The 13864-nt window shown below is 65.8% G+C and carries 13 protein-coding genes; 8 read left to right on the top strand and 5 right to left on the bottom strand.

Annotation, left to right across the window (positions count from 1 at the left end):
- Nucleotides 1-218 precede the first annotated feature (218 nt).
- From ASC68_RS04640 to iolG, 3 genes are all read right to left on the bottom strand, one after another.
- A complete protein-coding gene (locus tag ASC68_RS04640; RefSeq protein ID WP_055875389.1) occupies nt 219-1049 on the bottom strand; it encodes an SDR family oxidoreductase in 831 nt (276 codons plus the stop codon).
- Nucleotides 1050-1136: 87 nt separating this feature from the next.
- Complete coding sequence (locus ASC68_RS04635; protein WP_156387233.1) at nt 1137-1493, bottom strand: hypothetical protein; 357 nt, start codon at nt 1491-1493, stop codon at nt 1137-1139.
- Nucleotides 1494-1662: 169 nt separating this feature from the next.
- Nucleotides 1663-2649 carry an inositol 2-dehydrogenase gene (gene iolG / locus ASC68_RS04630; protein ID WP_055875385.1) on the bottom strand — a complete coding sequence of 329 codons (987 nt, stop codon included), beginning with the start codon at nt 2647-2649 and terminating at the stop codon, nt 1663-1665.
- A gap of 159 nt (nt 2650-2808) precedes the next feature.
- On the opposite strand from iolG, the gene iolC reads away from it, so the two are divergent.
- The 6 genes from iolC (at nt 2809) to purU (ending at nt 9865) form a co-directional block, all read left to right on the top strand.
- Nucleotides 2809-4689 carry a 5-dehydro-2-deoxygluconokinase gene (gene iolC / locus ASC68_RS04625; RefSeq protein WP_055875382.1) on the top strand — a complete coding sequence of 627 codons (1881 nt, stop codon included), beginning with the start codon at nt 2809-2811 and terminating at the stop codon, nt 4687-4689.
- A gap of 52 nt (nt 4690-4741) precedes the next feature.
- Entirely contained in the window at nt 4742-6586 is a 1845-nt protein-coding gene (iolD, locus tag ASC68_RS04620; protein WP_055875379.1) for a 3D-(3,5/4)-trihydroxycyclohexane-1,2-dione acylhydrolase (decyclizing), read from the top strand.
- Between the two features lie 192 nt (nt 6587-6778).
- Nucleotides 6779-7696 (top strand): myo-inosose-2 dehydratase, encoded by a 918-nt coding sequence (gene iolE / locus ASC68_RS04615; protein ID WP_055876031.1) that lies wholly within the window; start codon nt 6779-6781, stop codon nt 7694-7696.
- A 60-nt stretch (nt 7697-7756) separates the two neighbouring features.
- Nucleotides 7757-8008: a hypothetical protein gene (locus tag ASC68_RS04610; RefSeq protein ID WP_055875375.1), complete on the top strand. Its 252-nt coding sequence runs from the start codon at nt 7757-7759 to the stop codon at nt 8006-8008.
- Nucleotides 7989-8783 (top strand): 5-deoxy-glucuronate isomerase, encoded by a 795-nt coding sequence (gene iolB, locus ASC68_RS04605; RefSeq protein WP_055875372.1) that lies wholly within the window; start codon nt 7989-7991, stop codon nt 8781-8783. Before ASC68_RS04610 ends, iolB begins: the two co-directional genes overlap by 20 nt.
- A 230-nt stretch (nt 8784-9013) precedes the next feature.
- Nucleotides 9014-9865 carry a formyltetrahydrofolate deformylase gene (gene purU, locus ASC68_RS04600; protein ID WP_055875369.1) on the top strand — a complete coding sequence of 284 codons (852 nt, stop codon included), beginning with the start codon at nt 9014-9016 and terminating at the stop codon, nt 9863-9865.
- 204 nt (nt 9866-10069) lie between these two features.
- Here purU and ASC68_RS04595 read toward each other — a convergent pair whose 3' ends face one another.
- Nucleotides 10070-10951 carry an NmrA family NAD(P)-binding protein gene (locus tag ASC68_RS04595; protein ID WP_055875367.1) on the bottom strand — a complete coding sequence of 294 codons (882 nt, stop codon included), beginning with the start codon at nt 10949-10951 and terminating at the stop codon, nt 10070-10072.
- Between the two features lie 112 nt (nt 10952-11063).
- On the opposite strand from ASC68_RS04595, the gene ASC68_RS04590 reads away from it, so the two are divergent.
- Complete coding sequence (locus ASC68_RS04590; protein WP_055875364.1) at nt 11064-11456, top strand: helix-turn-helix domain-containing protein; 393 nt, start codon at nt 11064-11066, stop codon at nt 11454-11456.
- A 272-nt stretch (nt 11457-11728) separates the two neighbouring features.
- Nucleotides 11729-12667, top strand: coding sequence for a DMT family transporter (locus tag ASC68_RS04585; protein ID WP_055875361.1), 939 nt, complete (start codon nt 11729-11731; stop codon nt 12665-12667).
- Between the two features lie 119 nt (nt 12668-12786).
- Here ASC68_RS04585 and ASC68_RS04580 read toward each other — a convergent pair whose 3' ends face one another.
- A complete protein-coding gene (locus ASC68_RS04580) occupies nt 12787-13833 on the bottom strand; it encodes a sulfate/molybdate ABC transporter ATP-binding protein (RefSeq protein ID WP_055875358.1) in 1047 nt (348 codons plus the stop codon).
- Nucleotides 13834-13864 lie beyond the last annotated feature (31 nt).

The raw sequence follows: 13864 nt of genomic DNA, 5'->3' as shown, positions 1-13864 counted from the left end.
GCCGGCCTCTCGGCCATCTCCCCCCTTGCTGGAAGCAGGAGGTCTGGGAGGGCACCACCTCTCCTCCTCACCGGCTGTCATCCCAGCGAAAGCTGGGACCCAACTCGCAGCCCGTGCCAGAGGATAGATGGGTCCCAGCTTTCGCTGGGATGACATCTGGTGGCTGCGGGAGCTCCGTGCCTCACATGGCCGTCTGGCGACCGAGCCTGCGGCCGGCCTCAGTTCTTCTTCACCGGATACCCCGTCGCGAGCCCGCCGCCGCCGGCGCCGACCACGGTCTGTTCGAACTCGACGCACGAGCCGGTCATCGGCGCCGATTCCGCGCCGCCGAGGAAGGCGATGAGGCGGGCCACGTCTTCCGGCTTGATCAGCTTGCCAAACGGCCGCGACGCCTCTGCCTTCACCAGCCAGTCGTCGGCCGCATCGTGGAAGGTCTTGAGCGTCACGTGCTCGCCCGGCGTATCGGCCCAGCCGAGGATGATGCCGTTGACCCGGATGCGCATCAGGTTCACCGCATTGGCGGTGTTCTTGGTCAACGTCATCAGCGCGCCTTTAGAGGCACTGTAAGCGGCGAGGTTGGGCGAGCCGATATAGGCGTTGACCGAGAGGATGTTGACGATCGTTCCCTCGATCTTTTCGCGCTGCATCACCTTGATGGCGTCCTGCATCAGGAAGAACGGCGCCCGTACATTGATGGCGAACATCCGGTCGTAGAGCGCGATATCGGTATCGAGGATGGTGCCGCGATCGGTGAGGCCGGCGATATTGGCGAGAATATCCACCCGCCCGAACGCCTTGTCGGCGGCGGGAATGACCTCAGCCACCGCTGCCGGATCGGCCAGATCCGCCGCAACGAAGATCGCCTTGGTGCCGGCATCGTTCAGCGACCTCGCAACCGCCTCGCCCTTGTCGGCCTGCCGGTCGACGAGTACCACGCCGGCCGCGCCACGCTGGGCCAGCAGCCGCGCCGTCGCCTCGCCGATCCCTTGCGCGGCCCCGGTGACAACGGCAATCTTGCCGGAAAATGGGGCGGAGGCATTCTCGGTCATGTCGGGACTCAAATTCTGTAAGGAAAGCGCCCGGACACTAGGGATTTGGGGGGCGTAAGCCAAGCCCCATCATGCCGGCGCCGAGCGCTACAGGATCACCGCCGGCCGCGGCTGGTGGACGATGAGCTTGGCGCCGGGAAGCAGCTTGGCGTGTGCGCGTCGCGCCGCGATCTCGCAGGCACTGGCGCAGAGCCCTTTGACCACGAACCGACGGCCACGCGCCAGGTTCGTGTCGACATGCCGGTCCCACACATCGGTGATACCGCCATTGCCGGTGAGAACACATGGATCGGCGTTGCAGGCGGGCGGCCAATAGCTGGCGTCGCCGATCATTTCGCGCACCGTAACGACGCCCCCGGCACTGCAGCCCGAAGCGAGCATGAGCGTCACCAGGCACGCGGCCATGGCACTTGGCGCACTGAGACGTGCGCGAATACTCAGCATAATTCTATGCTCCCCTTGCGCAGCCCGTGAACGGTATACCCGATGTTCCCCCATCGGGTATGCTCGTCTGGCTGTCTGGAAGCGCCCACAGACCCCCTATCGTTCGCGAATGTGCCGATTCTTCGGCCCTTCGGCTCATCTTCTGGCCACAAACAGCCAGGCCCGAACGCTAGCCGACCCTAACCGCTTGGCCCGTCTGAGAACTCTTCGTCGCGGCTTCCGCAAGTTTTTGTGCCATGAGCCCATCATGCCCCGACGGCGTCGGCGTCGTGCCCCTGGCCATCGCGTCGATGAAGCTGTTCACCTCGGCGGCGTAGGCCGCGACATAGCGGTCGATGAAGAAGTTCTGGATCACGTCCTGGGTGAAGCCGGCGCCATCGGCCCGCTCGAGCGTCGTCATGTGGACGTTGCCGGCCCGCAGCATGCCCTTCGACCCATGCACCTCGACGCGCTGGTCGTAGCCGTAAGCGGCGCGGCGCGAATTGGTGATCACCGCGATCTTGCCCGACGCAGTCTGCATCTGCACCGCCGCGGTGTCGACGTCGCCGGCAACGCCGATCGCCTTGTCGACCAGGGCGCTGCCCAGCGCGTGCACCGAGACGAAATCCTCGCCGACGAGGAACCGCGCCATGTCGAAATCGTGGATCATCATGTCGCGGTAGAGCCCGCCGGAGCGCTCGATGTAACTGACCGGCGGCGGCGCCGGATCGCGCGAGATGATGGTGACGATCTCGACGTCGCCGATCTCGCCGCCCTTGATCCGCTGCTGCACGGCGGCAAAGTTCGGATCGAACCGGCGGTTGAAGCCGATCATCAGCGGCACGCCGGCCGCTTTCACCACCGGCAGGCAGGCTTCGATGCGCTCCACCGACAGCGACACCGGTTTCTCGCAGAGGATCGCCTTGCCGGCCCGCGCCGCCTGCTCGATCAGGTCGGCATGCGTGTCGGTGGGCGTGGCAATGAGGATGGCTTCGACGTCGGATGCGAGGATCTGGTCGATCGAGGCAACCTGCGCCCCGACGCTCGCGGCCAGCGCTGCAGCAGCATCGGGAATCGCGTCCGCCACATAGGCGACATCAGCCCGGCTGGAGTTGGCGATGGTCCCCGCGTGCACCTTGCCGATGCGCCCCGCCCCCAGAATGCCAAACCTGACCACGGGATTGCCTCCTTGCTGCACGCTCCTGGAGCGCCGGTTCAAATGGATCAAACATGGAACGTTCATTCCGAAAAGAGCAACTTCGGAATTGACGTTTCATTCGCGCGAGGGATACAACGGCCGCTGAAAGCTGTCCAGTCAGACCATGCGGGGGAGATCATGCCGGAGGCCAAGCTCGATGTCATCACCATCGGGCGCTCGTCGGTGGACCTCTACGGCCAGCAGATCGGCAGCCGGCTCGAGGATATCGGCTCGTTCGCCAAATCGGTCGGCGGCTGCCCCGCCAATATCGCTGTCGGCACCGCCCGGCTCGGCCTGAAATCGGCACTGATCACCCGCGTCGGCGCCGAGCAGATGGGCGGCTTCATCAAGGAACAGCTCGGTCGCGAAGGCGTCGACACCTCAGGCATCGCCACCGACGACAAGCGATTGACCGCCCTGGTGCTGCTCGCCGTCGAGGCCGAAGGCGTCTCGCCGATGATCTTCGTTCGGACCGATTGCGCCGACATGGCGCTCGACGAAGCCGATATCGACGCAGATTTCATCCGCTCCGCCAGCGCCATCGTCGTCACCGGCACGCATTTCTCCACCCCCAATGCCGAGGCTGCGCAGCTCAAGGCCATCCGCATCGCCAAGGCCGCCGGCCGCAAGGTGGTGTTCGATATCGACTATCGTCCCAACCTCTGGGGCCTCGCCGGCCATGCCGCCGGCTTCGAGCGCTATGTGAAATCCGACTATGTCTCGGCCAAGATGCGCCCGGTGCTGGCCGATTGCGACCTGATCGTCGGCACCGAGGAAGAGGTGCTGGTGGCGGCCGGCGAGAGCGACCTGCTCGAGGCGCTGAAGGCGATCCGCGCCGTGAGCGACGCCACCGTGGTGCTGAAGCGCGGCGCCAAGGGCTGCATCGTCTATGACGGCCCGATCGGCGACGACCTCGAACAGGGCATCGTCGGCCAGGGTTTTCCGATCGAGATCTACAATGTGCTGGGCGCCGGCGACGCCTTCATGAGCGGGTTCCTGCGCGGCTGGCTGAAAGGCGAAAGCCACCAGACCTCCGCCACCTGGGCCAATGCCTGCGGCGCCTTCGCCGTCTCCCGACTGCTCTGTGCGCCTGAATATCCGAGCTGGACCGAGCTCGATTACTTTTTGAAGCACGGCAGCAAGTTCAAAGCGCTGCGCAGGGACGAGACCCTCAACCACCTACACTGGGCGACGACGCGCCGGCAGCACTGGCCGCGCCTCACCGCCTTCGCCATCGATCATCGGAAGCAGATCGAGGATATCGCCGGCGCCAGGACCGACCGCATCCCCGCCTTCAAGGTGCTGGCAGTGAAAGCCGCGGCTCAGGTGGCCAATGGCCGGCCTGGTTTCGGCATGCTGCTCGATGACAAATGGGGCCGCGACGCGCTGTTCGAAGTGCCCAAGAGCTTCTGGATCGCCCGGCCGGTGGAGCTGCCCGGCTCGATCCCGCTCGAGTTCGAGTTTTCACAGGATATCGGCAGCCGGCTGGTCGACTGGCCGGTGGATCATGCGCTCAAGGTGCTGTGCTTCTGGCACCCCGATGACCCCTCGGGGATCAATGCCGGCCAGCTCGAAAAGCTGCGCGCCGCGCATGATGCCTGCCGCAAGGTCGGCCGCGACATCCTGATCGAGATCATTCCCTCCAAGGTCGGGCCGGTGGACGACACCACCACCGCCCGGGCGGTGGGCCAGCTCTATGCCGCCGGGCTGAAGCCCGACTGGTGGAAGCTCGAATCGCAGCCGAGCGCCGCAGCCTGGGAAGCGGTCGATACGGCGATCGAGGCCAACGACCCGCTCTGCCGCGGCGTCGTGCTGCTCGGCCTCGATGCCCCGCAGGACGAGTTGGCGCGCGGCTTTGCCATTGCGCGCTCCGCCCGCACAGTGCGCGGCTTCGCCGTCGGCCGCACCATATTTGGCGAAGCCGCCAAGGCGTGGTTTGCTGGCACCATGACCGATGACCAGGCGATCGCCGACATGGCGGCGCGGTTTTCGGCGCTGGTGGGGATCTGGGGGGAGTGATCGTGCACCGGAGCGTGTGCCCACCCCCACGCACTGAAGTGGGAGAGACACCATGACCAACAAGACCATCCGCCTCACCATGGCGCAGGCGCTGGCGCGGTTCATGACGCGGCAGATGACCATTATCGACGGCAACAAGGTGCCGATCTTCGGCGGCGTGTTCGCGATCTTCGGGCATGGCAATGTCGCCGGCTTCGGCGAAGCGCTGTACCAGGTACGCGAGGAACTACCGACCTATCGCGCCCATAACGAGCAGGGCATGGCGCATGCGGCAATTGCCTTCGCCAAGGCGAGCTTCCGCCGCCGCTTCATGGCCGCCACTTCCTCGATCGGGCCGGGCGCCACCAATATGGTGACCGCCGCCGCGCTGGCGCATGTCAACCGGCTGCCGGTGCTGTTGCTGCCCGGTGACGTGTTCGCCAACCGCGCCCCCGATCCGGTGCTGCAGCAGGTGGAGAGTTTTGGCGACGGCACGGTGAGCGCCAATGATGTGTTCCGCCCGGTCAGCCGCTATTTCGACCGCATCACACGTCCTGAGCAGATTATCCCGGCACTGAACCGCGCCATGCAGGTGCTGACCGACCCGGCCGAATGCGGCCCGGTGACCCTCAGCCTCTGCCAGGACGTGCAGGCCGAGGCCTACGACTATCCCGAAGCGTTCTTCGCCGAACGGGTGTGGACGCCGCGCCGGCCGATGCCGGACGTCAACGAGCTGGAAGCGGCGGTGGCTGCGATCAGGACAGCGGAAAAGCCGGTGATCATCGCCGGCGGCGGCGTGCTGTACTCCGAGGCAGCGGAAGTGCTGCGCGCCTTTGCCGAGCGTCACGGCGTGCCGGTCATGGAGACCAATGCCGGCAAATCCAGCCTGCCGCACGACCATCCGCTGAACATGGGATCGGTCGGAGTAACGGGGTCGTCGGCCTCGAACCTGCTGGCCGAGCAGGCCGACCTGGTGCTGGCGGTGGGCTCGCGCCTGCAGGATTTCACCACCGGATCGTGGGCGCTGTTCAAGGCCGACAATGTCAGGATCATCGGGCTGAACACCCAGGTGTTCGACGCCTATAAGCATCGCGCCATGCCGCTCATCGCCGACGCCAAAGTCGGGCTCGACCTGCTCGATGGTAAACTAGGGCCCTGGCACGCGAGCGACGCGTGGCAGGCAACCGCCAAAGCGGCCAAGGCCAAATGGCTGGTTTCGGCCAAGGCGGTGACCGACCCGACCAATGCGCTGCCCTCGGACGCCCAGGTGATCGGCGCGGTGCACCGGGCCCGCGGTTCGGGCGCGACGCTGGTCTGCGCTTCGGGCGGACTGCCGGGCGAGCTGCATAAGCTCTGGCCGGCCGGCGCCCCGGGCAGCTACCACATGGAATATGGCTACTCGACCATGGGTTACGAGATCGCCGGCGGGCTGGGCGTGAAGCTCGCCAAGCCGCATGACGATGTCATCGTTATGCTCGGCGATGGCAGCTACATGATGATGAACTCCGAGATCGCCACCTCGGTGATGCTGGGCAAAAAGCTGACCATCGTGGTGCTCGACAACCGCGGCTTCGGCTGCATCAACCGGCTGCAGATGGCGACCGGCGGCGCCAACTTCAACAACCTGTTGAAGGACACTTTCCACGAGACGCTGCCCGATATCGACTTCGCCGCGCACGCCGCGTCGATGGGCGCCTGGGTGCGCAAAGCCGCCTCGATTGCCGAGCTCGAAAGTGCCCTCGCCGAGGCCGACAAGGTCGAGCGCACCACCGTGCTGGTGATCGACACCGACCCGCTGATCTCCACCGAGGCCGGCGGCCACTGGTGGGACGTGGCGGTGCCGGAAGTTTCGGTACGTCCGCAGGTGAACGCGGCACGCAAGGATTATGAGGAAGCGCTGAAGGGTCAGCGGCTTTAGTCTCCCTCCCCCTTTGCGGGGAGGGTACTGAAGCTTGGCGAGGCCAAGCCGAGCCATAGCGCAAGTGGGGTGGGGGGCGAACCACGCTCGGAGCGCTTGGCACCCCCCACCCAAGCTTCGCTAAGGCTTCGCCAAGCTACGCTACCCTCCCCGCAAGGGGGAGGGTGACGACTGAGACAGAGGATTGGAATGCTGAAAGCCAAACTGGGCATGTCCCCCATTGCGTGGTGGAACGACGATCTGCCGGAGCTGAGCGATGATGTGTCGCTGGAGGAGTGCCTCAGGCAATCGCGCTCGGCCGGCTTCACCGGCATGGAAAAGGGCCGCCGCTTCCCTGACGATCCCGACATCATGCTGCCGATCCTCAAGGCGGCGGATGTGACGCTGTGCGGCGGCTGGTTCTCCGGCACGCTGGTCAATGAGGATCTCATGGCCAACCAGCGGCGCATCGCGCCGATGATCGAGCTGTTCAAGGCAGTGGACGCCCCCTGCATCGTCTATGGCGAAGTCGGCCGCTCGATCCAGGGCGACCGGACGAAGCCGCTGGCGACCAAGCCGAAGCTGAGCGACGACGAGATGAAGGCCTATGCGAACAAGCTCACCCAGTTCGGCGAGTGGTGCGCGGCGGAGGGTATGCCGCTCAGCTACCATCACCATATGGCCGCCGTGGTCGAGACCGAGCCGGAGCTCGACGCCTTCATGCGCTATTCCGGCCCCGGCATCCCGCTGCTGCTCGATGCCGGGCATCTGGCCTTTGCCGGTGGCGATGTGCTGCGCGCCATCGATAACCACCACGCCCGCATCAGCCATGTGCACGTCAAGGATATCCGCCGCGCCGTGGTCGATGGCCTCGATCGGACGAAACAGAGTTTCCTCGATGCGGTGGCGCTCGGCGCCTTCACCGTGCCGGGCGATGGGTCGCTGGATTTCGCTGCCATCGTGCAGAAGCTCGCCGACTATGGCTATGAAGGCTGGTTCGTGGTCGAGGCCGAGCAGGATCCCAAGGCCAACCCGCCGCTCCGTATGGCCCAGGTGGGCCATCAGGAGCTGATGCGGGTGATGACGCTGGCCGGCTACACGGTGGAGACGCAGGGTTTTCCCAACCGCTGAACGCAGCAGTTGCGACAGCCGCCCGATAGACTAGGTTCGGGGCTTTCCGGAGGGATCGGCGTGAGCGACGACAACCAAGAGAACAAGAAGCCAGGCCTGTTCACCATGGGGTGGTTCAAGCCGTTGTACCGGCGGGTCATCGTGGTGGTGGTTATCGCCGCCTGGTCCAGCTTTGAGTGGTTCATCAACCAGAACCCGGACCACCAGTTCTGGGGCATCCTGACGCTGGCGGCGCTCGCCTATGGCATCTGGACCTTCTTCATCAACTTCGAGAACGAGCTCAACAAGACCAATGGCAAACCTAAAAGCTAGGCCGGCGGCCGAACAGGGCCACGTCCACCACATTACCCCTGAGACTGCCGGCTGGACCTATGTCGGGTTCGACCTGCACAAGCTGCCCAATGTCGGCGATGTGGCGCGCGGCGGCGGTGATGACCGCGAGGTCTGCATCGTGCTGATCTCGGGCCGAGCCAATGTGACCGTCGATGGCCAGGATTTCCTCGTCGGCGGCCGCATGAGCCCGTTCGAGGGACCCGGTTACTCGGTCTACGCTCCGGCGGGCGCCAACTGGCGCATCGAGGCGCTGACGCAGCTCGAGGTCGCGGTCTGCTCCGCCCCCGGGGTGCGCGGCGCGCGGCCGCCGCGGGTGATCGGCCCTGACGATGTCGAAAAGCTGACCCGCGGCAAGGGCACCAATACCCGCTACCCCACCAATATCCTGCCCGAGACCGCAGCGGCGGATTCGCTGCTGGTGGTCGAGGTGATCACCCCCGGTGGCCATACCTCGAGCTACCCGCCGCACCGGCATGACGAAGACGACCTGCCGCGCCAGAGCTTCCTCGAGGAAACCTACTATCACCGCTTCTCAAAGCCCCAGGGCTTTGGCTTCCAGCGCGTCTACACCGACGATCGCTCGCTCGACGAAACCATGCTGATCGAAGACGGCGACGTGGTGATGGTGCCGAAGGGCTATCACCCGGTGGCGGCGGTGGCGGGCTACGACATCTACTACCTCAACGTCATGGCCGGCCCGAAGCGCACCTGGAAGTTCTACAATGCGCCGGAGCATGAGTGGATGCTGGGCTGAAGCGCCGGCGCGCTTGGCTACCCCTCACCCTGACCCTCTCCCCAGAGGGGAGAGGGGACGCACTTTGCACCGGCAGTGCCACATCGCCCCCTCGCCCCTCTGGGGAGAGGGCTGGGGTGAGGGGGCGCCAAGCGCGCCAACCTCTCGTAACCCTCCCCGGCCCTAACCCCTTGACCCCGCGCGCCCCCGCGTGCATCGCTCCGCGACTTTGTTTCCCGGAGCGCTTTTAGATGTCGTCCAATTTCGTTCTCACCCTCTCCTGTGCCGATCGGCCGGGGATCGTTGCCGCGGTGACCACGGAACTGGCGGGCCTCGGTTGCAACATCGCGGAATCGAACCAGTTCTGGGACAAGGAGACCGGCCAGTTCTTCATGCGGCTGGCCTTTACCACCCCCGATGGCGTCGATCGCGATGCGCTGGAGCGCGGCCTGAAGCCGGCGATCGAGCGCTTCGGCATGCGCACCACGCTGGTCGACGAGGCGAAAAAGAAGAAGATCCTGGTGATGGTCTCCAAGTTCGACCACACCCTCCTGCACCTGCTCTACCAGATCCGCGTCGGCTGGCTCGATGCCGAGGTGGTGGCGATCGTCTCCAACCACGAGGATAGCCGGAAGACTGCCGACTATGAGGGCATTCCGTTCCACCTGCTGCCGGTCGGCAAGGACAACAAGGCAGCGCAGGAAGACCAGGTGATCGCGCTGTTCAAGGAAACCGGTGCCGATCTCGTGGTGCTGGCGCGCTACATGCAGATCCTGAGCGACCGGTTCGCCACCCGCCTCTACGGGCAGATCATCAACATCCACCACTCGTTCCTGCCCAGCTTCAAGGGTGCCAAGCCCTATCACCAGGCACATGAGCGCGGCGTCAAGATCATCGGCGCCACCGCCCACTACGTGACGCCGGAGCTCGACGAGGGCCCGATCATCGAGCAGGAAACTGCGCGGGTGACCCACGCGCTGAGCCCCGACGACCTGGTGGCCGCCGGGCGCGATGTCGAAAGCCGGGTGCTGGCGCGCGCGGTGAAGCTCCACCTCGAGAACCGGGTGATGCTGAACGGCAAGAAGACGGTGGTGTTCGGCTGAGGCTGGTGCGCGGGCCTTCCCCCACCCCAGCTTCGTTATGGCTTCGCCTAGCTCCGCTACCCTCCCCACAAGGGGGAGGGATGGGCGGAACCGAAGCGCCGCAGTCGGCTCTCCCTCCCCTTGATGGGGAGGGTAGTGAAGCTAGGCAGCGCGCTGCCTGGCGGAACTGGGTGGGGGTGGAGCAGGACGCGCTGAGCACTCCGCTCAGGCCGTCTGCGTCAGCGCCGCCTTGTTCGCCTCGAGGAACGCCTTCAGCCCCTGCGGCTTCTCACCCCACAGCGTCTCGACCGCATTGGTGGTGAGCGCCACCCGGCCGAGCCGCGTGTTGGCGTCGAACGGCACGATAAAGCCATGCACCACCGGCTCGGGCACGCCCGCCGCGACGGCGCCGGCGGCGAGTTGCTCGTCGGTGACGTCGACCACTTCGATTGGCTTGCCGGTAACTTCCGAGGCGACCGCGGCGATCTCGCGCGAGGTCAGCGCGGCCGGCCCAGTGACGGTCAGCGTGCGGCTGGCATCGCCGGTAAGCAACGCCCCGGCGGCGGCCCGTGCGGTGTCCTCGCGTGATACATGCGCCAGCGTGCCGCCACCGGCCGAGGTGTACCACTTGCCGGACTGCAGCGCCGAGGGCAGCGAGCTCAACAGGTTCTCGGCGTACCAGTTCATCCGCAGGATGGTGTAGCCGACGCCGGAGGCCTTGATCGCCTCTTCGGTGCCAAAATGCTCGGACGCGAACGGGATTGGCGATGCCGGTTCGGGTGCCGGCATCGAGGTGTAGACGATGTGCTTGACCCCGGCGGCCTTGGCCGCGGCGACCGCGCTGGTCTGCAGCGCCGTGCGGCTCGGGCCGAGGACATCGATCGAGATCAGCAGCAGCCGATCGACGCCATCCAGCGCCTTGATGAAGCCGGGCACGTCGCCATAGTCGGCCTTGCGGGTCTCGACGCCTGAGAAGTTCAGTTTCTCCGGGTGGCGCGAACCGGCGATGATCTTGCCCGCATAGCCGCGCTCCAGCAGCAGCTCGACGACGCGACGGCCCAGCTTGCCGCCAGCGCCGGCGACGAACAGGGTGGGTAAGGTAGTCATGGGGAGTCTCCTAGGTTGTCTCTTTTTGAGACTACGTATACAATAGGAACTACCTCAGCTGCCGCAAGACGGCAGTTTCAACGCCCCTGGTTACCTCGAAGGAACCACCCCAATGCCAGTTAGCCCGATTGCCCCGCTGAGCCAGATGATGGCCGAGTACTCCGACCCCTCGCAGTGCCCGGTGCGCAACGTGCTGGACCAGCTCGGCGACAAGTGGAGCGTGTTGATCATCAGCGCGCTGGCCCACCGCCCCTACCGCTTCGGCGAGCTGAAGCGCGAGATCAGCGATATCAGCCAGCGCATGCTGACCCAGACGCTGCGCGACCTGCAGGCCGACGGGCTGATCGAGCGCACCGTGTTCCCGACCACCCCACCGAGCGTCGAGTACAAGCTCAGCCCCATGGGCCACAGCTTCCTCGTGCCGCTCTCGGCCATGGTCGACTGGGCCTTCGAGCACTTTCCGGCGATCCGCGAAGCACGCCAGGAATTTGCCAAGGCGGCGTGAGGACGCTGACTGAAACAGACGGCCCCCCTCCCGGCCTCCCCCATGAAGGGGGAGGTGAAGACTCGAGGCTCTGTCTTCGATCGTGCCCACCACTCGATGCGGCACCTCCCCCTTCATGGGGGACTTCGAGCCGTCCCACAGGGCAAATCGCTCCAGTGGAGCGATTTGAGGGGAGAAGGCCATGAGAGCTATGCTCGAATGGCTAAGGAGGGGGCCGTCTCTATCAGTTAGTCACCCTTGCCCTGCCCCGGCAAATCCCTCACAACCCGGCGGTGACCCAGCCCTCCCCCTTCTCCGACCGCCGCATCGTCGTCGCCATCGCGCTGTTCTGCTGCTTGTTGTGGGGGAGCGCCGTGCCGGCGGTGAAGATCGGCTACGGGCTGTTTGCCATCTCCGCCTCCGATACGCCGTCGCTGATGCTGTTTGCCGGGGTGAGGTTCTTCCTCGCCGGGCTGATGCTGCTGGCCTACTCGGCCTTGACCCGCAAGCCGATCCTGCAGCCGGCGCGCCGGCTCGGGCAGCTGGGGCTGCTCGGGCTCATCAGCACCGCCGGGCAATACCTGTTCTACTACATCGGCCTGGCCCACTCGACTGGCGTCAAGGTGTCGATCACCACCTCGACCAGCACGTTCTTTTCGGTGCTGATCGCGCATTTCCTCTATGCCAACGACAAGCTGACGCCGCGCCGCATCCTCGGCTGCCTGCTCGGCTTTGCCGGTGTGGTGGCGGTGAACCTCGCGGCAACCGGCATCGACCTGCATGTGAGCCTCCTCGGGGAAGGCTTCATCGTCATCGCGGCGCTGCTCTTCTCGGTGGCTGGCGTCTACGGTAAGGGGCTGAGCGCCGACATGGACGCTGGCGTGATGACCGGCTGGCAACTGCTGCTCGGCGGCGCCATGCTCGGGATCGCCGGCTTCGCGCTCGGCGGCAAGCTCGGCGCTTTCGGGCTGGAGGCGGCGCTGCTGCTCGCCTATCTCGCGGCGTTGTCGGCGGCGGCCTTCGCGTTGTGGAGCGTGCTCTTGAAGCACAATCCCGTCGGCTCGGTCGCCATCTTCAACTGCGCCATCCCGATCTTCGGCGTGCTGCTTGCCGGCCTGTTCCTCGGCGAGAGCATTTTCGAATGGAAGAACCTTGCCGCGCTGATGCTGGTCAGCGTCGGGATCTGGATGGTGACGGCGGCGCGGGTAAACCGGACGGCCAGTGCGAGCTGACCCCCACCCTTGATCCCTCCCGCAAGGGGGAGGGATACCAAAGCACTAGCATCTCCCTCCCCCTGTTTGAGGGGGAGGGGACAGGGGTGGGGGTCAGCCCGCGCCGGACACAGTAACTGTCACGCCGCCGCCGGAAACACCCGCCAGCGCTTCGGCCTGAACGCGATCCGGGTCTTTTCGCCGGCCGGGTGGTCGAATGGCAGATCGATTTCCACACGCTCCGGCAATCCGCCGATCTCCAGTTCGACGCGCCGGGTGCCGCCGACCCGGCGCGAGGCGACGACGACGCCGGCGAGTGCGGCGCCGACCCCATCCTCGACCAGCTCGACATCATGCGGCCGGAAGAACAGGCTGGCTTCGCCGACGGCATCATTGGGCGCCGGTAACCCGATGGCGCGGCCGCCGACCCACAGCTCATGGTTCTCCACCGTCACCGGCAGCGAACTCGACTCGCCGATGAACGAGAAGACGAAGGGCGAGTTCGGGCGGTCATAGACATCGTCGGGGGTGCCGACCTGCTCGATCTTGCCCTGGCTCATCACCACCAGCCGGTCGGCCAGTTCCAGCGCCTCTTCCTGGTCGTGCGTCACGAACACCGTGGTGTGGCCGGTACGATCATGGATCTCACGCAGCCACTTGCGCAGTTCCTTGCGCACCTGGGCGTCAAGTGCGCCGAACGGCTCGTCGAGCAGCAGCACGCGCGGCTCGATGGCCAGCGCCCGCGCCAGCGCCACGCGCTGCCGCTGGCCGCCCGAAAGCTGCTGCGGGAAGCGCTTCTCGAGCCCGCTCAGCTGCACCAGGTCGAGCAGCTCCATGGCGCGACGGCGGATCTCGGCTTTGGGCGGACGGGTGGCGCGCGGCCGCACCTTCAGCCCGAACGAGATATTGTCGAGCACCGTCATGTTGCGGAACAGCGCGTAGGCCTGGAACACGAAGCCGACATTGCGCTCCTGCACCGTCTTTGATGACGCATCCTCGTCGCCGAAGAAGATGCGGCCGGCGGTCGGCATTTCGAGCCCGGCGATCAACCGCAGCAGCGTGGTCTTGCCCGAGCCTGACGGCCCCAGCAGCGCAATCAGTTCGCTCGATTTGACCTCGAGCGACACGTCGTTGAGCGCCGGGTAGTGCGAGAATTCCTTGCGGACGGTGTCGACGCGGATATCCAAACTGGGAGGCCCTTTTCTTCTGCTCAGTCGC

Source organism: Devosia sp. Root105, from assembly GCF_001424865.1.
Taxonomy (GTDB): Bacteria; Pseudomonadota; Alphaproteobacteria; order Rhizobiales; family Devosiaceae; genus Devosia_A.
This window is presented reverse-complemented; position numbering and strand designations above follow the sequence as displayed.